Origin of the sequence: Streptomyces sp. NPDC048111 (assembly GCF_043202815.1) — a bacterium.
Lineage (GTDB): Bacteria > Actinomycetota > Actinomycetes > Streptomycetales > Streptomycetaceae > Streptomyces.
Window position 1 is genome coordinate 153,105 of sequence record NZ_JBIDBD010000001.1, and the last position, 18,672, is coordinate 171,776.

At 72.7% G+C, this 18,672-nt stretch carries 18 protein-coding genes; 7 read left to right on the top strand and 11 right to left on the bottom strand.

Annotation, left to right across the window (positions count from 1 at the left end):
- Positions 1–47: 47 nt before the first annotated feature.
- Entirely contained in the window at positions 48–902 is an 855-nt protein-coding gene (locus ACGF3I_RS00690) for a DUF4253 domain-containing protein (protein ID WP_393128314.1), read from the bottom strand.
- Positions 903–1,143: 241 nt separating this feature from the next.
- Positions 1,144–2,322 carry a PP2C family protein-serine/threonine phosphatase gene (locus ACGF3I_RS00695; RefSeq protein WP_393128315.1) on the bottom strand — a complete coding sequence of 393 codons (1,179 nt, stop codon included), beginning with the start codon at positions 2,320–2,322 and terminating at the stop codon, positions 1,144–1,146.
- A gap of 228 nt (positions 2,323–2,550) precedes the next feature.
- Between ACGF3I_RS00695 and ACGF3I_RS00700 the strand changes: the two genes are divergently transcribed.
- A complete protein-coding gene (locus ACGF3I_RS00700) occupies positions 2,551–3,075 on the top strand; it encodes a hypothetical protein (protein ID WP_393128316.1) in 525 nt (174 codons plus the stop codon).
- A gap of 37 nt (positions 3,076–3,112) precedes the next feature.
- Here the strand turns inward: ACGF3I_RS00700 and ACGF3I_RS00705 are convergent, their stop codons facing one another.
- A complete protein-coding gene (locus ACGF3I_RS00705) occupies positions 3,113–4,459 on the bottom strand; it encodes a beta-propeller fold lactonase family protein (RefSeq protein ID WP_393128317.1) in 1,347 nt (448 codons plus the stop codon).
- A gap of 510 nt (positions 4,460–4,969) precedes the next feature.
- Positions 4,970–5,356 carry a hypothetical protein gene (locus ACGF3I_RS00710; RefSeq protein WP_393128318.1) on the bottom strand — a complete coding sequence of 129 codons (387 nt, stop codon included), beginning with the start codon at positions 5,354–5,356 and terminating at the stop codon, positions 4,970–4,972.
- 224 nt (positions 5,357–5,580) lie between these two features.
- On the opposite strand from ACGF3I_RS00710, the gene ACGF3I_RS00715 reads away from it, so the two are divergent.
- Together ACGF3I_RS00715 and ACGF3I_RS00720 are read left to right on the top strand one after the other, a co-directional pair.
- Complete coding sequence (locus tag ACGF3I_RS00715; RefSeq protein ID WP_393128319.1) at positions 5,581–6,159, top strand: hypothetical protein; 579 nt, start codon at positions 5,581–5,583, stop codon at positions 6,157–6,159.
- A gap of 217 nt (positions 6,160–6,376) precedes the next feature.
- A complete protein-coding gene (locus ACGF3I_RS00720) occupies positions 6,377–7,165 on the top strand; it encodes a class I SAM-dependent methyltransferase (protein ID WP_393128320.1) in 789 nt (262 codons plus the stop codon).
- 100 nt (positions 7,166–7,265) lie between these two features.
- Here ACGF3I_RS00720 and ACGF3I_RS00725 read toward each other — a convergent pair whose 3' ends face one another.
- The gene (locus ACGF3I_RS00725; protein WP_393128321.1) at positions 7,266–7,868 is read right to left on the bottom strand and encodes a phosphoribosylanthranilate isomerase; all 603 of its coding nucleotides are present in this window, start codon (positions 7,866–7,868) and stop codon (positions 7,266–7,268) included.
- 327 nt (positions 7,869–8,195) lie between these two features.
- Here ACGF3I_RS00725 and ACGF3I_RS00730 point away from each other — a divergent pair, with 327 nt between their 5' ends.
- On the top strand, positions 8,196–9,041 hold the full coding sequence (locus ACGF3I_RS00730) for a Rieske 2Fe-2S domain-containing protein (protein ID WP_393128322.1): 846 nt from the start codon (positions 8,196–8,198) through the stop codon (positions 9,039–9,041).
- A 186-nt stretch (positions 9,042–9,227) separates the two neighbouring features.
- Here ACGF3I_RS00730 and ACGF3I_RS00735 read toward each other — a convergent pair whose 3' ends face one another.
- The 5 genes from ACGF3I_RS00735 to ACGF3I_RS00755 form a co-directional block, all read right to left on the bottom strand.
- The gene (locus ACGF3I_RS00735; RefSeq protein WP_393128323.1) at positions 9,228–10,595 is read right to left on the bottom strand and encodes a lipase family protein; all 1,368 of its coding nucleotides are present in this window, start codon (positions 10,593–10,595) and stop codon (positions 9,228–9,230) included.
- Positions 10,596–10,849: 254 nt separating this feature from the next.
- On the bottom strand, positions 10,850–12,019 hold the full coding sequence (locus ACGF3I_RS00740) for a PP2C family protein-serine/threonine phosphatase (protein ID WP_393128324.1): 1,170 nt from the start codon (positions 12,017–12,019) through the stop codon (positions 10,850–10,852).
- Positions 12,020–12,198: 179 nt separating this feature from the next.
- A complete protein-coding gene (locus ACGF3I_RS00745; protein ID WP_393128325.1) occupies positions 12,199–12,840 on the bottom strand; it encodes a TetR/AcrR family transcriptional regulator in 642 nt (213 codons plus the stop codon).
- Positions 12,837–13,517 carry a DUF4166 domain-containing protein gene (locus tag ACGF3I_RS00750; RefSeq protein ID WP_393128326.1) on the bottom strand — a complete coding sequence of 227 codons (681 nt, stop codon included), beginning with the start codon at positions 13,515–13,517 and terminating at the stop codon, positions 12,837–12,839. The genes ACGF3I_RS00745 and ACGF3I_RS00750 overlap by 4 nt, the downstream gene beginning before the upstream one ends.
- Positions 13,514–14,221, bottom strand: coding sequence for a hypothetical protein (locus ACGF3I_RS00755; protein WP_393128327.1), 708 nt, complete (start codon positions 14,219–14,221; stop codon positions 13,514–13,516). Before ACGF3I_RS00755 ends, ACGF3I_RS00750 begins: the two co-directional genes overlap by 4 nt.
- A gap of 368 nt (positions 14,222–14,589) precedes the next feature.
- Between ACGF3I_RS00755 and ACGF3I_RS00760 the strand changes: the two genes are divergently transcribed.
- From ACGF3I_RS00760 to ACGF3I_RS00770, 3 genes are all read left to right on the top strand, one after another.
- Complete coding sequence (locus tag ACGF3I_RS00760; protein ID WP_393129075.1) at positions 14,590–15,681, top strand: serine hydrolase domain-containing protein; 1,092 nt, start codon at positions 14,590–14,592, stop codon at positions 15,679–15,681.
- A 125-nt stretch (positions 15,682–15,806) separates the two neighbouring features.
- On the top strand, positions 15,807–16,424 hold the full coding sequence (locus ACGF3I_RS00765; protein WP_393128328.1) for a hypothetical protein: 618 nt from the start codon (positions 15,807–15,809) through the stop codon (positions 16,422–16,424).
- 255 nt (positions 16,425–16,679) lie between these two features.
- On the top strand, positions 16,680–17,321 hold the full coding sequence (locus ACGF3I_RS00770; protein ID WP_393128329.1) for a hypothetical protein: 642 nt from the start codon (positions 16,680–16,682) through the stop codon (positions 17,319–17,321).
- Here the strand turns inward: ACGF3I_RS00770 and ACGF3I_RS00775 are convergent.
- On the bottom strand, positions 17,306–18,664 hold the full coding sequence (locus ACGF3I_RS00775) for an MFS transporter (protein WP_393128330.1): 1,359 nt from the start codon (positions 18,662–18,664) through the stop codon (positions 17,306–17,308). The two genes, ACGF3I_RS00770 and ACGF3I_RS00775, sit on opposite strands and share 16 nt — an antisense overlap.
- Between the last annotated feature and the right edge of the window lie 8 nt (positions 18,665–18,672).

Below are 18,672 nucleotides of genomic sequence, written 5' to 3' on the forward strand. Positions count from 1 at the left end.
GGTAACAGCGCGCCCACCGGACCCGTTCCTCGGCGGACCGACCGGGTTCACTCCCACCAGAACGACCAGCACTTCTCCAGGACGAGTTCCTCTGCATAGTCGGTCAGGCTCTCGGTTCCCCGGAAGACGTTGCCGGGGCAGAACGCGACGTGCTCGGCGGCTACCGGCAGGGCCGAGTCAACGTCGTCGAGCTTCGTGGTCGAGCTCAACCGCACGCCGTCCAGGCCGACTTCGACCAGGCGGGCGCCGTACCGGTCCTCCCAGTCGCGCAGCACCGCGGTGATGGCGCCGATGTCCGCGTGGTTGGCCGCGCCCGTCCAGCCGCAGGCGGCCAGGGCCTCGGCGCCGCTCGCCGCACGTACGAGACCGATCCGCAGCCCGGGGTTGCTCTTCACCAGCCAGCGGGCCACATCGGCCGCGGCGGCAGCCGGGTCGTCCTCCCCGGCCGCCTCCTCCAGGGCGGGGGCCGGCCCGGGCCACTCGGCACCGTACGGCTCCAGCATCTGCAACCGGTCCGCCGCGTCCTGCGGATCGTCGGGACGGGCAACGGCGGACGATTCCCACCATCCGCGCAGTACGGCCCGGGGGTCGGGGGAACCGGCCGGGTGCGCGGCGTCCGGACGGAGTTCTCCGGTCGCCCAGGGGCGGAAGTGCGGGTCGTTGGCCGGGTGCGTCAGCAGCAGGGGCCACAGCCCCGATCGGGAGTGCTCGCGCTGCAGCTCCTCCCAGAGCGCGGCCGGCGCCGGGCCGTCACTGAGCCACATGACGGGGGCTCCGCGATCGGCTCCAGCCGGGACGATCAGCCTGCCCGGCGGGAGTGCGGTGGACAGGGATGCCTGCTCCACACCCCCGCCGGGGAACAGGGGGTGGAGGACTGAGGGCAGCGGCGCTCGATCGGTCATGCCCAAACCGTAGGACAGGGCCGGAGCGGGCGAGCACGGCGGGGCGGGCAAGCATGGCGGGGCGGCGAGGACCAGGGCCCCCTCCCCTTTCCCCGCTTTCCCCCGGCAGGGGCTCAGAACGAGCCCAGTTCTAGTACCTCAACTACACGTGTGGAGAAGGGAGTTGACGCTCTGCCCACGGCACCCGGCCCACGGCACCCACCAATCACCGCCCGGCACCCGGCACCCGGCGCCCGGCGGGTCAACGAGTCGGGTCCGGGCCGTGCCAGTCCAGTATGACGACCGTGGCGTCGTCCCTGAGGTTGCCCCGGCAGGCCTCCAGTACCGCTGCCGTCAGGATGCGTACGGCCTCCCGGGGGTGGTCGGGGCGGGTGTCGCGCACGAGGGAGGCCAGGTCGACGGCCGAGGCGCCGCGTTCCAGCATGCCGTCGGTGAGCAGGACGAGCCGGTCGCCCGCGTGCAGTTGGATCTTCTGCAGCTGGTAGGACGTGGGCGCGGCGACGCCGAAGGGCAGGTTGACAGCGAGTGCGACCTCTTCGGCCTCGGTCGCTCCGGCCCGTAGGCGCAGCGGCCAGGGGTGGCCGGCGTTGACGAGTTCACAGAGGCCCGTTTCCAGGCGGACGCAGAGCAGTTGCCCGGTGGCGAGGCCGCGCCCGTTGGCCAACAGGGCCTCGTGTGCGCTGCGGGCCTGATGGAGGGCGTCGCACCCGGTGCGGCGTGACCCGCGCAGCGCGGCCGTTACCAGGGTGGCCAGCAGGGCCGAATCGGTGTCGTGCCCCATGGCGTCGGTGATCGACAGATGCAGGGTGTCCCGGTCCAGGGTGTAGTCGTATGTGTCGCCGCCGATGTCGTCCGCCGGGACCAGCCCGGCGGCGAGGGTGAATTGCGGGGCCTCGCAGCACGAGGCCGAGGGCAGCAGTTGGTGCTGGATCTCGGCGGCGAGACTGGTCCGGGTCGTGCGTCGGCCGACGTGGTAGAGGTCGGTGAACCGGCGGTCGGTCACGATGATGTACGCCAAGGCGTGAGCGGCCTCGCTGATCTGCCGGAACACGGACTGGTCGGCGCACTGCAGCGTCACCTCCAGTAGGCCGATGCAGTCGCCCCGGTTGGTGACGGGCGAGATCACCCGCTGTCCGCCCTGGCCGTCCGGCTGTACGTGCTGGCGTTGGCTGCGCAGGACCTCCTCGTAGATGCTGCCCTGCAGATCGAGCCGTTCCGCTGCGTCCGCCCACCATCCGTCCTCGGCAGGAGCGCTCAGGCGCAGCAGCCGCTGTCCCACGAGGTCGGCGAAGAGGAACGACACGGACTCCGCTCCGAAACGCTTGCGCAGATCGTGAGCGATGACGCCGACGGACTCTCCGGGCGGCGCGGACTCCGCGGCTGCCAGAAGCTCGCCCAGTTCCAGATCTCTCCCACTCATGGCACCCTCCCATTGCTTGAGGCCACTTATTCCCCGGGATTCGCCGACCTCACCCGGTGAACCTGCGGCGCCCAGCTCGGACCGACGCACGACGGCCTCCTCCAAACGGCGCTGACCTGCGGAAATTCCCGAAGCGCCACATCTGGCCCTTTCACTTTTGAACGAATTGCCGCGAACTGTTCTGAATCACTCCGGACTGTTCCCCATTGCCCCGGATGTGCTCGATGAATGATCGAAACGGCCCCACCACTGCTCGTCATTGCGAGGCTCGTCGGACCGTCCCGTACGGCGCGCACGGGCACGGCCACGCCGAGCGAGCCGGCCGACATCCCGTGTCCCGGCGAGAGCCGCAGGCCGACGCCGCCCGCGCCCGTGACCAGCCCGAGTTCCACCGTGGCGCCGACGGACCACTACGCCGAGAACCACGGTTTCAGGGTTCCGATCGCGCTCCATGGACAGAGCCGCTGTGACGGGCTCGCCCTTGTCGGCCGCGTCAAGAACACGCTCGAACCCCTGCGCCGCCACGGCGACTTCGCCCCGGCGAATGTCCGCACCGCGCTTACGCGTCTCGGCTTCGCACCCGGCAAGGTGCAGACGTACGGGAACGGGACCAGCGGGGTCGGCTTCCTCATCGACATCGGCGCCTCCCCCTGGTGCGTGGAGGGCACGATGGGCTCGGACACCACGAAGGCGGATGCTTTCGCCGGCTACCCCGACGGCACCGGCTGCGAGCCGCCGAGGGGTGGCCACTGACGGGGGGGCACCCCTCGGCCGGTCTACTGACAGACCGTCAACAACTGGCCAGCAGCACCGAGATGACCGTGCACGACGCCGATGCCGTGTCGTTGGCGGGGTTCGGGTCGGTGGGGGTGGACATGGTGCGCGTCGCTGTGGTGGTGACTCGGCCCAGGCTCAGCAGCGACAGCGGCGTTCGGAAGGTGGCCGTCGCGGAACCGCCCTTGGCGATGGGACCGAAGGTGCAGGTCACGGTGCGCCCCGCGGTCACGCATCCGGGTGAGACGTGGGTGGCGGTGGCGCCGGCGGGCAGCGTGGCGGTGACGGTTGCCGCGCCGACCGCGCCGGGGCCGGTGTTGCCGGCCGTCAGCGTGTAGCCGATCGAAGCGGGGAGCAGCAGGTTCGCGTGGGCGGTCAGGTCGACGTCGATGTCGGCCGCCGCCGGGCGCACCCTCGCCGCCGTCGCGGCGAGCAGATAGCCGCCGATACCGACATTGCCGACCACCGTGTTGGTGGCGGTGTCGACGATGGCGACGCCGCCCCCGCCGCTGCTGGTGACGTACACGTGCCCGCCGTCCTCGGCCACCGCCGTCTCCCAGGGATAGCTGCCGACGGGGATCGTCGCGGTCACCGTGCCAGTGGCCGTGTCGATCACCGACATGGTGTGGTCCGCGTAGTTGGCGACGTACGCGTGGGCGCCGTCCGGGGCGACCGTCACTCCGTGCGGGTCGTAGCCGACGGCGATCGTCGCCGTCACGGTGTTGGTGGCGGTGTCGATCACCGACATGCTGTCGCTGCTCGCGTTGCTGACGTACGCACGGCTGCCGTCGGGCGTCATCGCCACCGCGATCGGGCTGTTGCCCACGTGAACCGTGGCCACCACGGCGTTGGTAGCGGTGTCGATCACCGACACCTGGTATTCCCCGGAAGTGACGTAGACCCGGCTTCCGTCGGGCGTGATCGCCATTCCGCGAGTCTGGCCCGCGCTGATGGGGACCGTGGCGGTCACCGCGTTGGTGGCCGTGTCGATCACGGAGACGCTGCTGTCGTTGCTGTTGGCGACGTAGGCGTGGGTGCCGTCCGGGGCCACGACCACCATCTCCGGCAGGTGCCCGACGGCGATGGTGGCGGTCACGGCGTCGGTGGCGGTGTCGATCACCGTCACGTTGCCGCTCTGGTAGTTGGTCACGTAGGCGCGGGTTCCGTCCGGCGCCACGGCTATCGCGCGGGGGCCGGTGCCGGCGGCGATCGTGGCCGTCACGGTGTTGGTGGTGGTGTCCACCACGGACACGTTTCCGGCGCCGATGTTGCTGACGAAGACGTAGCTGCCCGGGGGTACCGCACCGGCCGGCCCCGCCGGCGCCGCGATCACCGTGAGGGCCGCCAGCGTCGGCGCCGCCACCACCACTCCGGCGCGGCGTCTCCATCGGCGTAGGGCGGCTGCCGCTCCCCACCCGCCTCCGCACACGTCTTTGAACCCGCCTCTGACGTGTCCGGCTCGCCCCTCAGCGGTGGTGGTGCGTCCTTGTTCGCGGTCCGGGTTCTGATGCGTCGTCATCGATCCTCCGTCCGTCGTCGTCCGAGGTTCTCGTGCTGGGACCCGGGCGCCCGGGTTTTGCCCCGGGGTCTGGGCCCGAGCCGGGACCCAGGACCAGAGCTGGTTCGGACGGCCCGGGCTCGATGGCTCCGGCACGGCGGGCAGGTCGACGTCGATGTCCTGCGGCACGGGTCCTCGCGCAAGACGTGCCACTCCCCCTGCACACCCTCCCCCGAAGGGGCGGATCCGGCCAGGGGGCGCGGCGACCCTCCCGACGCATCGGACGACGCCTCACACGCCAACGAGCGCTCCTTCACGCGCCGTTGTGCTGCTGCGGCGTCGTGTGGTGCGGCCCTTGCGGCGCGGTGGCGGTGCTCAGCCGGCGGCCATGTCGGGGCCGGGACGCAGGGTTTCGTCCAGGTGATGGCCGAGCTCCTGGAGTCCTCGGGCGATGGCCACCGCCCGGCGGTGGAGTTCCGCGCGTTCCGGGGACGGTTCGGTCTTCTCCGCCGGGCCCGCCTCGGGGTCGGGCGGCGGCGGGGTGGCTTCCTGGACCGCGTCCCACGCCTCCCGGGCCACACACTCCGCCACGCGGTCGTCGATCCGGTCCCCCGCCGTGGGCTGCCCGTCCGCTCCGGACCCGGCGCCGGCACCGCGCCGGCGCGGGTCTCCCGACGTACGGCTCAGGTACTCCTCGATCGCGCGGCGGGCCTCGCGTACGTTGGCCGATTCGTCCGGTCCGTGCTCTGTCTCTGCCGTCATGGGACGCAACGTAACTCGCCGTTACGGCCCTGGCCCGGCGCCACGCGCGCCCCGGCCGCTCCGGAGCTGCCGTCCGGCAAGCGCCGCGCGGAACCCTCCCGGAGGCCGCCGCGCCCGGCCCTGACCTGTGACGAGCGGGGTGACCCGTGTCACATCGGGGTCTGCGGGTACTCGGCCGCCCGAGGGGGCGCCGCGGGTGCGCTCCGTGGTCGGAGGGGGACGAAATGACCGCTCGGGAAACGGACTTGACGCACCAGCGGCGCTGGATCGACCAGTGGTGGGCCGTGGGTCTGGCGGCGCTCGTCGTCGGGGCCGGAATACGGCTGCTCTTCAACGGTCTCGACAACTGGGTGTCCATCGTGATCGGTGCGGGGTTCTACGCGGCCCTGTTCACGGCGATGAGCCGCAAGCGGCAGCGGGCGGACGCACATGCGTCCGGTGTCGCGACCGACGACGTTCCGGTCCTGGAGCGACGCGTCCGCCGCGAGGACATTCCCGACGACCCGGCGCTGCGGCAGGCGATGCTCGAACTGGTGCGGCGGCGCCTGAGGTTGATGCACGGCAAGGCGTTGTGGTTCTTCCCCGTGCTGCTGGTGATGTTCGCGGGCCTGGGTGTGTGGCTGATCGTGAGCGGACATCTGGCGGCCGGGATCGGCTGGTTGGCGTTCGCCTTCGTCTTCATGGGGGGCCTGGCGTGGATGCGGCGCGTCAACCTCGGCCGTATGCGGCGCGTCGAGCGCCGGCTCACCGAGCGCCCCGCTCCCGGGAACGCCGATCGGCACGGCGGGGAACAGGCCGCCTGAGGGGGCACCGGCCCGGCGGGGACGCGCCCGGCGACAGGCGCAGGCACCGCGCAACCTCCAAACGCACAGCAGCACATGCTCGGGTTTTTGGCGAATGAGCCAAGCATGTGCGCATCTTCTATGCGTGACACGCTCGCACATGCAAGATGGTGGATGTCGTCCGGGACGCGGGGGCCACCCTCCCGGTCCAGGCCCACGAGGCGAGGTCCCTATGGTCATGTGCACCCACGAAGGAAGCGCCGGCGATGTCGGTCACGGCGCGACGGCGGACGTCGGCATCGGCGCACCTGCCCGCCGTTCCTACCGGCGCCCCGACGAGCGCATCGCGCGCGTCATCGCCCAGGCGCTCGGTGATGCCCGCACCGTGCTGAACGTCGGCGCGGGCACCGGCTCGTACGAGAGCGAGGGCCGGGCGACCACCGCCGTGGAGCCGTCCCTGGCGATGCGGGTCCGGCGTCCCGCCCGGCTCGCCACCGCCATCGACGCCGTCGCCGAGGACCTCCCGTTCGCCGACGGGGAGTTCGACGCCGCGATGACGCTCTTCAGCGTCCACCAGTGGTCCGAGGCCGCGGCCGGACTGCGCGAGATGCGGCGGGTCACGCGCGGCCCCGTCGTCGTCCTCACCTGCGACCCCGCGCGCGTCTGCGACTTCTGGCTGTACGAGTACGCGCCGGACGTCCTGGAGACCGAGGCCCGGCGCCATCCCCCGCTCGACCATGTCACCGCCGCGCTCGGCGGCACCGTCACGGTGGAGCCCGTTCCCATCCCGCTGGACTGCACGGACGGGTTCAACGAGGCGTACTACGGCCGCCCCGAGATGTTGCTCGATCCCGCCGCGCGCCAGGCGTGCTCGGCCTGGAGCTTCATCGACGACACCGCACGCCAGGCGTTCGACGCTTCTCTGCGCCGGGCTCTGGGTTCGGGCACCTGGGACGAGGCCTTCGGCCATCTGCGCCACCGCCCGACCTATGAGGGGTCCCTCGTCCTCGTACGCGCCCTGCCGTAGCGGCATTTTTCGCGCGGCCGACCGCTCTGCCCGAGCGCTCTGCCCGAGCGCTGCGCGGTCGAGCGCCGCCCAGTAGGTGCGCCGGACCGTGCGGCTGGCCCTAAGCGCGGGCTGCCGCGAGGAATGCCCTGATCAACTCGCCTGATTTCACGCCCCGTTGACTCTCCACGCCGCTGGAGACGTCCACCCCCCAGGCGCCGGTGGCCTCGGCGGCGCGGCGGACGTTGCCGGGGTGCAGGCCACCGGCGAGGATCCAGCGGCCGTCGGGACGGGCGAAGTCGGGGGACGCCCAGTTCCACGGCTTGCCCGAGCCGGGGTCGGGGGCGTCGAGCAGCAGCAGGTCTTCGCCCAACTCGCCCGGCCGGAGGGGGATTTCGGTCGCGGTCGTGGCGCGGATCAAGGTGCGGCCCGCGGCGGCGAGTGCCTCGTAGTATTCGGGACCCTCGTCGCCGTGCAGCTGTACGGCGCCGATGCCGCTGTCCTGGGTGAGCCGCCGCACTTCGTCCAGGGGCTGGCCTCGGAAGACGCCCACGGTGAGGACGTGCTCCGGCACCCTGGCGGCGAGCCGCCGTGCCGTGGCGGCGTCGACCGTCCGGGCACCGGCCGCGAAGACGAACCCGATCGCGTCGGCGCCCGACTCGACACAGGTGTCCACGTCCTGCGCGGTCCGCAGCCCGCAGATCTTGACGAAGAGATCGCTCATGGCCCGAGTCAATCAAACCCGCGGCCCGCCCGTCCCGGCCGGTCCCTGTAAGCCGCGGCCTGCCCGCCCCCGACGGCCCCTGCCAAACCCTCGGCCCGCCCTCCCCACCGGTCCGTATCAGGCCCCCGCCGAGCCCGCCAGCGGGCGGGGGCCGGTGCGCCGACGGGGCCGGTGTACGGATGGACCCCGCCCTCCGGCCGTTTGACACAGGGCCGCAAGGGTTAACCGGATCCCATGCGATTCCTGTCAGCGAAGACGGCGCCGTCCGGGGTGGGCTCTCCGGGACGAGACGATGCGCCTGGACGTGGTGCCCCTTCCCGGGCCCTGGTGAAGGCCCTGGACGCGCTCGGCGAGGCGAAGCAGCTGGACAAGGTCGTCGGTCCGTTGCAGAAGGCGGTTCGTGCGGTGCCCCTGGGGCCCTGGCGCGCCGTCCTCCAGGGGCGGCCGATCGGGCATCCGCTGCATCCGGTGCTGGTGCAGGTGCCGATCGGTTCGTGGTCGTCCGCCGCGGTGCTCGACCTGGTGCCGGGTGCCGGGCGTCAGGCGCGTCTCCTGGTGGGCCTCGGTGTCGTCTCGGCCGTGCCGGCGGCGTGGGCGGGCTGGGTGGACTGGGCGGAGCAGCCCGAGCGGCAGCTGCGGACCGGGGTGGTGCACGCGCTGTCCAACGGCGTGGCCATCGGTCTGTACACGGGCTCCTGGGTGGTGCGCGGCCGGGGCAGGCCGGTGCTCGGCAGGGTGCTCGGGTTCGCGGGTCTCACCGCGGCGAGCGTCGGCGGGATGATCGGCGGCCACCTCGCCTTCCGGCAGGCGGTCGGCTCCAACAAGACCGAGCCGGTGGACCACTTGGTGGCGCCGGGATGGCATGCGCTGGGCAGTGCCACGGAGTTCGCCGAGGGCAGCCCCGAGCGCCGGATGCTGGGCGAGGTGGCGCTGCTCGTGGTGCGCGGGGCGGACGGGTTCCACGTACTGGTCGACCGGTGCAGTCACATGGCCGGTCCGCTGTCCGAGGGCACGGTGGCCGACGGATGTGTCGAGTGCCCCTGGCACGGGAGCGTGTTCCGTCTGGCGGACGGCGAGAACGTGGGCGGCCCGGCCACCGCGCCCCAGCCCGTGTTCGAGACCCGGCTGACGGACCATGGCGTGCTGGAGGTCAGGCTTCCGGGCGCGGTATGACGCCGGGCGCGGTGTGACGCCAGGCGCGATGTGATGCCCGCCCGGCCTGACAGTGCGCGCGGCCTGACGCTGCGTCAACTGTGAGGGCGCGCGCGTCCGGGCCGTACGGCCGGGGCGTGGAGTGGCCGACGCCAGCCCGGCGGTGGTGACGTCCGGGCGGGCGAGCGGTGCTGCGGCGGGGCGGGGTCAGGAGAGCGGCTTGACCTTCTCCGGTGCGAGCGAGTTGCCCGCCGGGATGCGGCCACAGTCGGAGGGCGCCGTTTTGCCCGCGAAGCGGTCGTTGAGCCAGCCCAGCGCGACGGGTGCCCAGGGCACGATCGCGCCGACATGGCTGAGCACGCCGTACTGCTGGTACTTGATCGACTTGTTGCCGGTGGCGCAGTACTGGCGGGCCAGGGACCGCACGTCACCGGCGACCATGACCCCGTCGCCGGTGCCGATGCCCGGAAGGTTGCTGAAGGTGCCTTCCAGGACGCCGCCGTTGCCCTGCCCGATGAATCCGGGCACGGTCGGGGTGGCGGCCGAGCCGAGGTTGAGGCGGTTGACGGCCTCGACGAACTCGGGCACCGAGTTCGGGTCCGCGTACTGCGGCTTCGCCAGCTTCTTCCACGTCAGGCCCGGGTACTGGCCGAGGGCGTTGACGATGGAGCCGTTCTCCAGCTTCTTGTACACCTCCAGGCCGTAGCTGCTCATGTACGGCTTGAGGTCGATGCCGAAGGAGCGCGAGGCGCCGATCAGCGCCATGGGGATGACGCCCGCCCACACGACGCTGCCGTCCACGTACCTGAGGTTGTGGGCGGGGTCGACGAGGAGCCCTCCCTCGGCGAAGCCCACCAGGTTGCGGTTGATGTCCGGTGCGTAACTCGGGGCGAGCGTGGCCGCCCACTGGGTGGCGATGGCCCCGCCCGAGTAGCCGATCAGGCCGAAGCGGGTGTCGGTGCTCATGCCGGTCTCGGGGGCCCGGGAGACGGCCCGGAGCGAGTCGAGGGTGGTGGCGCCGTATTCGGGGCCGGCCGCGAAGTCGGCGGTCTGTCCTTCGGTGTCGGGCACGACGACGTCGTAGCCCTGGAGCAGGAACGGGACCAGGACGAGCGATTCGGCGGTGGGGAGCAGACCGCCGAGGCTGACGTCGCCGGCGATGGCCCGGGAGGGGCTGTCGGCGGGGTTCAGGGAGTCGTACGCCGACTGGTACGACACGGCCTTGCGGCCGTCGCCGCCGGGGCTGCGCACGACCGAGGTCACGCCGACGGAGGGGCGGCCCTGGGCGTCGGTGGTGCGGAAGAGCAGCTGGATCGCCTTGACCGGGGTGGGGATGCCGAGCAGGTGGTATTGCAGGGTGCGCGTCTTGAGGACGGCGCCGGGTGCGAACGACGACAGCGGCTCGCTCCCGTCGTAGGCGTAGAACGCGTCGGTGCCCGCGGCTTTCGTCACTGCGGACGGGGCCGACGGAGTGGGGGACGACGGGGCGGCCGCAGCGGTTGCCGCCGGGGCGGCGGTCACGGTCAGGACCGTGAGGACTGCGATGGCCAGGTGCCGTACGGCGGTTGTACGCATGGCTGGCTCCTTCGGCTCACTGGAGGGAGGGCAGGGGTGGGGGTAGCGGAGTTACTGGAGGTAACGGCGCTGCAAGTTACCAAGAGGTAAGTACCGTTGCCCAGAGCTGTGACAGAACTCGTGCCGCACCCGGAGCAGGAGGTGTCCCGGGTCGCATCACCCTTTGAGGAGTCGCGGGGCCGGTCGGAACCGCCTTGTCCGGGACCGCGTGCGGCCGGTGCCGGCGTGGCCGGCCCCGGCGCGATGGCCCGTCGTCAGGCCGGGTGCCACTCGGTCAGGAGGATCGTCGCGTCGTCGTTGAGGCGGTGGTCCTTGTGGCTGCGCAGTCGCTGAATGAGGCGGCGCAGGGCTTCGGGGGCGGTGTCGCCGGCGGCCATGGTGCGGATGATCGTGTCCGCCAGGCGCTGTTCGCCGAACTGCTCCCCCGCGGTGGAACGCGCCTCGGTGACGCCGTCGCTGTAGAACAGGACGCGGTCGCGCGGCTGGAGCCGGGCGTGGTGTTCGGCGGGCGGGCTCTCCGCGTGGAAGCCGAAGCCGAGCGGAAGGTCCGCGGGGCGTTGCAGCGCGCTCGGCAGGACGTGCTTGTCGCGGATGAGCAGCGGTGGCGGATGGCCGCAGTTGACCCAGCTGAGCACGCCGCGGGCGGGGTCGAAGCGGACCAGGACGGCGGTCATGAGCCGCCCCGGGATCCAGCGGCTGAGGGTGCGGTCGATGGTGACGGCGATGTCGCCGAGGCTGCCGCCCGCGCGCCGGGTGGCGCGGTAGGCGGCGAGGGCCGCCGCGCTGGCGCCGCCCGACGCCAGGTCGTGGCCCATGGCGTCGAGGAGCGCCTGGTGCAGCACCCCGTCGCCGAAGTTGTGGTCGAAGGCGTCGCCGCCGATGGCATAGGCGGGTTCGAGTACGGCGGCGGAGGTCACGTCCCGGGTGCCGATGGTGCGGGGCGGCAGGAACGCCCAGAGCAGCTCGGCCTGGATGGTCATGGGCCGGGTGCGCTCCTGACGGACGATCACGTCGTCGTGGGCCGCCTTCGTGAGGACGATCAGGGTGGCGAGCGACGCCAGCGCCGTGGCCCGTTCCAGCAGCGGCGGGGTCAACACGGGGGCCGTGACCTTCATGACCCCGATCCGCTCGATCCCGTCGATCATCGGCACCCATGCGACGGCGCCGTCGCGCGCCCGCTGGACCTGCTGGGTCCGGTAGGCGAGGCCGCCGAGCGAGGACTCGATGTCGACGGGGTCGTCCGGTGACGCGTCGGGCGCGAGCAGGGGGACGAGGGTGATCTGCTGGAGGTCGGCGAGGTACATCACGGCCCGCGTCAGGCCGAGACGACGCGCCCCGTCCTCGATCAGGCCGGGCAGCTCCGCGGCCGAGGCGCGGTGGGCGCCGTCCAGTACGTGGGCAAGCGCCGCTTCGTCGTGCGTCACGGGGACGCTCCTTCCACCTGCGTCCGGCCCCCGGCGTCTGTGCCGCGCCGGGACCGGTCACGGTCGGTGCGCGCCGGGGGCTCCTTCCGGCTCCACGACCATCCTCCTCACCGCGGGCCGATTCGCCGCGTCGACACGGCACGCGACGTAGCACCCGGCAACCGGTCGGGCCCGGCCGGTCAGGCGCGGGTGCTGCGGCGCAGCTTGTGGGTGACGGCGCGCTGCGACAGCGGGCCGAGGCCTTCGAGGGCCTGGACGAGGACGGCGAGCTGTTCGAGGGAGTCCAGGGCGCGGGTGGCCCCCTCCGGGTCGATGCCCTCGTACAGCTCGATGCCGACGAAGGAGGCGGCCGTGGCGCGCGCGAGGCCGGCCGGGTCGACGAAGGCGGCCACGGGGGTGGCGGCGAGCAGCCGGGTCAGGACGGTCTCCAGCTCCTCGACCCACAGCGCGAGCCCGGCGGAGGTGGCCGCCGCCAGCGCGGGCGAGGTCTGTCCGGCGGCCAACAGCTGCCCCAGGACGGCCACTTGACCGGCCTCCCGCTCCTCGGCGTGCATCACCCGGGCGAACGCCAGGAGCTCCGTCAGGGAGCCGAGCGCGGCGAGCCTCTCGCGGTAGCGGGAGACGCGCTGTTCGGCGCCGTGCACACAGGCCGCGGCGAGGAGCTCGTCGACCGAGCCGAAGTGGTAGAAGACCAGGGCCTGGTTGACCCCGGCGGTCGTCGCGATCGAGCGGGCCGACGTCTTGGCGATGCCCTGTTCGACCACGGTCCGCAGGGCCCCGTCCAGCAGCTTGAGGCGCGTGGCCCCGCTGGACGCGCTCACGCGCGGGCCTCTTCACGCACGGGCCGCAGACGCGAGGGGGTGCCGTGGGTGCCGGCGTCCAGATAGGTGGCGGTGAAGGAGCCCTGGTAGCCGAAGAGGAAACCGAAGCGCCGGTTGGTGACCCGGACGCGGATCCGGAAGCGCCCGGTGCTGTCGTCGAACGACTCCCGGACCTCGGCGTCGCCTGCGATCAGGGACGGGACGCGGACGTCCACCGGGCCCTCGCGGAAGCGGTGCGCGCCCGAACGGATGAGGAGCGAGCCGTCGGGCTCGGCGCTCAAGTGCAGGTCGCTGGCGAGGTGTTGATGGGTGCCGAGATAGTCGAGTATGCAATCGCGCTCGGGGCTCAGCACCATCGTCGCGTCGAAACGGTGTGGGCCGCCGGGCAGGTGGAAGGTCCGCACGAAGGTGACGGTCTCCCGGCCGAAGGAGTCCGTGTAGGGGAAGTTCTCGATGGCGAAGGGGACCTGGCGCCCCTCGCGCGGGACGAGGATGTTGCGTGTTCCGCCGAGCCGCAGGAACGGCTTGACGAAGGGGGCACCGTGGCGGATGTACTCCATCGTGCCGCGCCCGACACATGCCTCGCCGCTGTCGAGCCCGACGGAGAAGCGGCGCCGGATCTCGGGGTGCAGCCGACCGAAGTCGGCCCCCATGTGCTGGTGGAAGATCGAGGTCACGACGTCTCCAAGGTGGCGAGCAGGCGGGGAGTACGGGTGCGCCCGGAAGGGGTGCGCCGACAGCGGCGCGCGGCGGGCGTGCCGGGCAGGGGTGGCAGCAGGGCGGCGAGGAGCGCGGCCGCGCAGGCGAGGGCGAGTGGGGCGACGGGAGCGGCGAACAGCACGGCGAGCACCAGGGCCGTCCGTACCGCGCACTCCCCCAGCGCCCGGGCCAGGGCCGCGCGCGGTGAGGTTCCGCGTTCGCACCACAGGCGCAGCCGGTCGAAGGACCAGGCCGTGGCCCAGCCCATCAGCGGGCGGAACACCGCCCGGTCGGCCAGGGCGCCGAAGCGGCCCCAGCGCGGACGGTAGTCGTACCCGGTCAGGAAGCGGACGCCTGCCGGGCCGGGGACGTAGCGCCAGTAGCCGCTGCCCTCCGCGAGCAGGGAGAGCGGATGACCGGAGGCGAAGCGCAGCGCCGACAGACGTGTGCCGTCGGGCCGCTGCCGCTCCCCCGCGCTGACTCCGGTGCCCGCGACCCACAGGAAGGGCAGCAGCCGGGTCGCGTACCGGAAGCGCTGGGGCTCCCCGTCGGCGCGGGGCAGATAGGAGATCGAGGTGAACCGCAGATCCCAGGACTGGTGGTGCGCGGGGTTCTGGGTGCGCTCCCACAGAACGTCCAGATCGGCGTCGATCAGCGATTCCACGTACAGGCCCGTGGCCATGTCCCACCCCAGTTCCCCCATTTGAGCGGTCGCTCAAACCGCAAACTAGCACCAGTTTGAGCGACCGCTCAAGAGGGGGCGGGAGGGCGCGCGTGGGAGACGGCGGCGCCGCTTGCCCGCTCGCTCCGCGGGTCGCGCGCGGCGCCCGGTCGCGCGGCTGGGTGGGTCACTTCGGGTTGCGGGGCGTTTCGGTCGGAGGGCGGCAGGTGATGCATGGCCTACCGACGGGTGACGCAGGGCGGCCGGGCGAAGGGCCGTCCCGTCCCCGTGCCGCCTTCCGGAGGGTCACCGTGTCACTGCGCTCCCGTCGTTCGTCGCCGCTCCGTCATCGCGGGCGCGCGGCCGCCGTCCTGCTCGTCGCCTCCCTGATGCCGGTCGCGCCGGCCCGGGCGGTGTCCCGACACGACGGGGACCAGGCACTGCGGGGCCGTCTGCAGCGGCTGGTCGACCGTCCGGACGGGCCGCCCGGTGCCATCGCGGTGCTGCGTGACGGCGACCGGGTACGGGTGGTGCGGGCCGGGGTGGCCGAACTCGGAACGGACCGTGCTCCGAGCGCCACCGACCACATGCGCATCGCCAGCGCCGCCAAGGCGTTCAGTGGCGCGGTCGCCCTCAGCCTGGTCGACCGCGGGAAGCTCCGCCTGGACGACACCATCGGCCGCCGGCTGCCCGAACTGCCGCGCGCCTGGGCCGAGGTGACGCTGCGCCAGCTGCTCCAGCACACCAGTGGACTGCCGGACTACAGCGCGTCCCCCGCCTTCGTCGACGTGATCCGGGCCGATCCGCACCACGTCTTCGACTCACGGCACCTGCTCGACTTCGTCGCCGACGAGGACGTGGAGTTCGCCCCCGGCTCGCGCTACCAGTACTCGAACTCGGACAACATCGCCGTCGCCCTGATGGCCGAGGCCGCCACCGGGCAGCGCTACGAGGACCTGCTCGCCTCGAAGGCCTACCGGCCGCTCGGCCTGCGCGGCACCAGTCTCCCCGTCGGCTATCAGCTGCCCAGGCCCTATCTGCACGGATACGACGTCGCACCCGACGGCCCGCCCGAGGACGTGTCCACCCTGTTCGGCGCCTCCGGTTCCTGGGCGTCGGGCGGTGTGGTCTCCACCCCGGCGGACTTCAACACCTTCATGGCCGGCTATACGGGCGGTGCGCTGTTCGGCGAGGCGACGCGGCGACAGCAGCGCACCTTCGTCGAAGGCGCCTCCGAGCCGGCCGGACCGGGAGCCAACCGGGCGGGGCTCGGGATCTTCAAGTACACGACCCGGTGCGGCGTCGTCCTCGGGCACACCGGCAACACGGCGGGCTACACCCAGTTCGGCGCGGGCACGCCGGACGGCCGCCGCAGCATCACGGTCAGCGTCACGACCCAGGTGAACCGGAACAACCCGGAACTGCTCGCCCAGCTGCGCGCCGTCGAGGAGGACTTCGTCTGCGCCCTGCTGCGCCACTGATCCGATCCGTGCCGCGTCCAGGGGCGTCAACCCGCGCCCAGGACTTGCCACTTGAGCCCCCGCCCCCGCCCTGTGACAACATCGCGGACGGCGGAGGATCACGCACGGCAGGGGAAGGGACGGCGATGAGCCCGCAGCGCAACAGGGTGACGCCCACCGGAGACATCATCACCACGGCGCTGCGCGGTGCCTGGACCGGCAACCGCGGCGTGCTGCACGAGGGGCACGACATCGTGCGGTTCCACGCCGGTGACCTGTGGATCACCTGCGCGCTGGAGTTCCGCGGCCGGTGGCGCGAGCAGTGGCTGCCGCGGCGCTGGACGCATCTGTACTTCCACGACGAGGCGGTCTCCTTCGCGGCCGGCCACCGGCCGTGCGGGGAGTGCCGCCACGGCGCGTACCAGACGTACCGGCAGGCCTGGGCCGAGGGCCTGGGATGCGCGCCGCCGTTCGCGCGGGAGATGAACCGGCAGCTGCACGGCGAGCGGATCGTCCGCGGCACCCATCTGCGGCGCCATCACGCCATGCCCTGGCGGGAGTTGCCCGTCGGCACGTTCGTCCTCGGCGCGGACGGGGTGCCGGCTCTGGTCACCGAGGAGCACCTGACGTGCTGGTCGCCCTCGGGCTACGCGGCGCGCCTGCCGCTCCCCCGGACGGGAACCGCCACCGTGCTCACCCCGCCGTCGTCCGTGGCGGTGCTGCGGGCGGGCTATCCGGTGCAGATCGACGCCGCGGCCCGCTGAGGCAGGGCCGGGCCGGCCCCCGGGCGCAAGGACGCACCGCCCCCGCTACGGACGCACCTCGGCGCCGCCCCTGCTCCGCGAGGCCGGGCCGAGCCCGCCCGTGCGGGGCCAACTACCCTCCCCCACCTACGGTTTCCGCACTCACCCCGGATTCCGGCCATCGCGTGAGACACTCGGCGTCATCCGTTCAACCGTATGACATGTACCGGCCATATCCGCATCCCCGGGATGCGCACCACGATGGGGGACGACGCCATGAACCGAACCGAACTGCGGGGTGTGCGCCGGGCCGGCCTCGGCCTCGGCGCGGCCCTCGCGTCGGCCCTGCTGTGCGCCACGTCGAGTGCGGCGGCGCCCATGAGCCCGGGCGTCCCGTCGGACACCCACGCACCCTTGGAGCGCACCACCGCCCAACAGGCCTGCCCCGTCGTGTACTTCGACCTCGGCGAGACCCTGGTGCACACGGCCGAGGACGGCAGCACCGGATACCTGCCCGGCGCCGCCGCGTATCTGCGGGCCCTGCGCGAACGGCACATCAAGGTCGGCCTGATCACCAATGTGCCGCCCTCCTGGGGCACCACCGACGCCGAACGGGCGGCCCGCCTCAAGCAGGAGGTCGACGCCACCTGGCAGGGCGCCGTGCCCTTCGCCTGGCAGGACTTCGGCGACCGCGTCCTCACCCCGCGCACCGACGCGGAGCGCAAGCCGGCGCCCGCCCTGTGGGAGCGCGCCGCGGCCCGGTCGGGGCGGTGCACCCTCGTCTACCAGGCGGAGACCACGCAGGAGGTCCAGGTCGCGCGTTCGCTCGGCTTCGTGGCGTACCAGGTCGACCAGCCGCACCGGCCGGCCTTCCTGCCGGTGTGGCTGGTCGACCTTCTAAGTCACCTGCCGCGCTGACCCACCTCCGCGTCGGTCTCCGCCGTCGCGCGGACGCCGTCGCGGCCCGGTCCACCGGCGGCCGCGGCGGCGCGTTCCTGGCTCACCACCCCGCTGCGGAGCAGCAGTTGGACCGCTCCGAGCAGGACGGCGGTCAGGAGCGCGCTGTGCCAAAGCAGGGCGTCGAGGTGCCCTGCCGACACATAGGCGCCCACCGCGATGGCGGCCAGGGCGCACACCGCGCGGTCCACGATGCTCTCGACCGAGAGCAGCGTGGCGCGCGGGGCTCCGGCGGGCACCGCGTCGTTGACCAGCTTGCGCTGGACCGGATAGACGAAGCCGGTCGCGGCGGCGAACAGACAGAGCAGCGCGACCACGGCCCACGGACCGCCGAGCGTCATGGCCGCGAGGGCGCCCGCGAGCACGAGGCTGAGCAGGGACACCCAGGCGACCGGCGGCAGGCGGCGGCTCAGCCACTGGGGCCGGGCCGATGCCACCGCCTCCGCCACCGTCATCGCGGCCAGTACACCGCCGTGCGAGGCCTCCGCGATGCCGTGGTCGAGCAGGATCGGCTGGAAGAGGTTGACCTGGCAGATGCGCGAGAGCGTGAAGACCGCCACGCCCTGCACCATGACGAGGGCGAGCCAGCGCGATCCCGCGACGCAGCGCAGCGCGGTGCCCGCGTCCCGCAGGAACGCACGGCCCCGGCGCCCGCCGCCCTCCTGCACCTTGGCCGCCCCACCCGCCCGGCCATCGGCCCCGGGCCCGGTCCCCGCGAGACGTGGCAGTGCCACGGCGCAGGCGAGGGATCCGGCGGCGCTGGCGGCGCTGAGCACGTACGGGGCCGAGTGGAAGACGGCCATCAGGGGGCCGACCAGCGGCCAGCACACGACCTTGGCCGCGAGCCCCCAGGCGCGCGCCGCCCCCTCCGCGCTCAGGTAGCGGTCGTCGCACTTCTCGGCCCGCAGCCCGTCGTACAGGTAGGCGCTCGCCGCCCCCGAGGTGAGCGAGCGGCCCACGGCGATGGCGAGGAAGTGCAGCAGGAAGCCGCTGTACGAGGCGCTGAACACGGGGGCCAGGTTGGCCGCCGTCATCACGACCGCGCCGGCCCGCAGGCAGTTGCGGGCGCCGATGCGGTCGGCGATGAGCCCGGTGGGGATCTCGAACAGGCAGAACGCCACGTAGTAGATGCTCTGGATGCCGAAGATCTGCTCGTCGGAGAGCCCGGCCTGTTTCTGGTAGGCGTAGAAGACCGGCATCCACCACAGCAGGTTGAACAGCAGCTGGAAGCCGTAGTTGAGCCGGATGATCCGGCGGGCGGTGTGCGTGAGCGTGCCCGTGGCCCCCTTGCGGGGGCGTGACACGAGGCGCG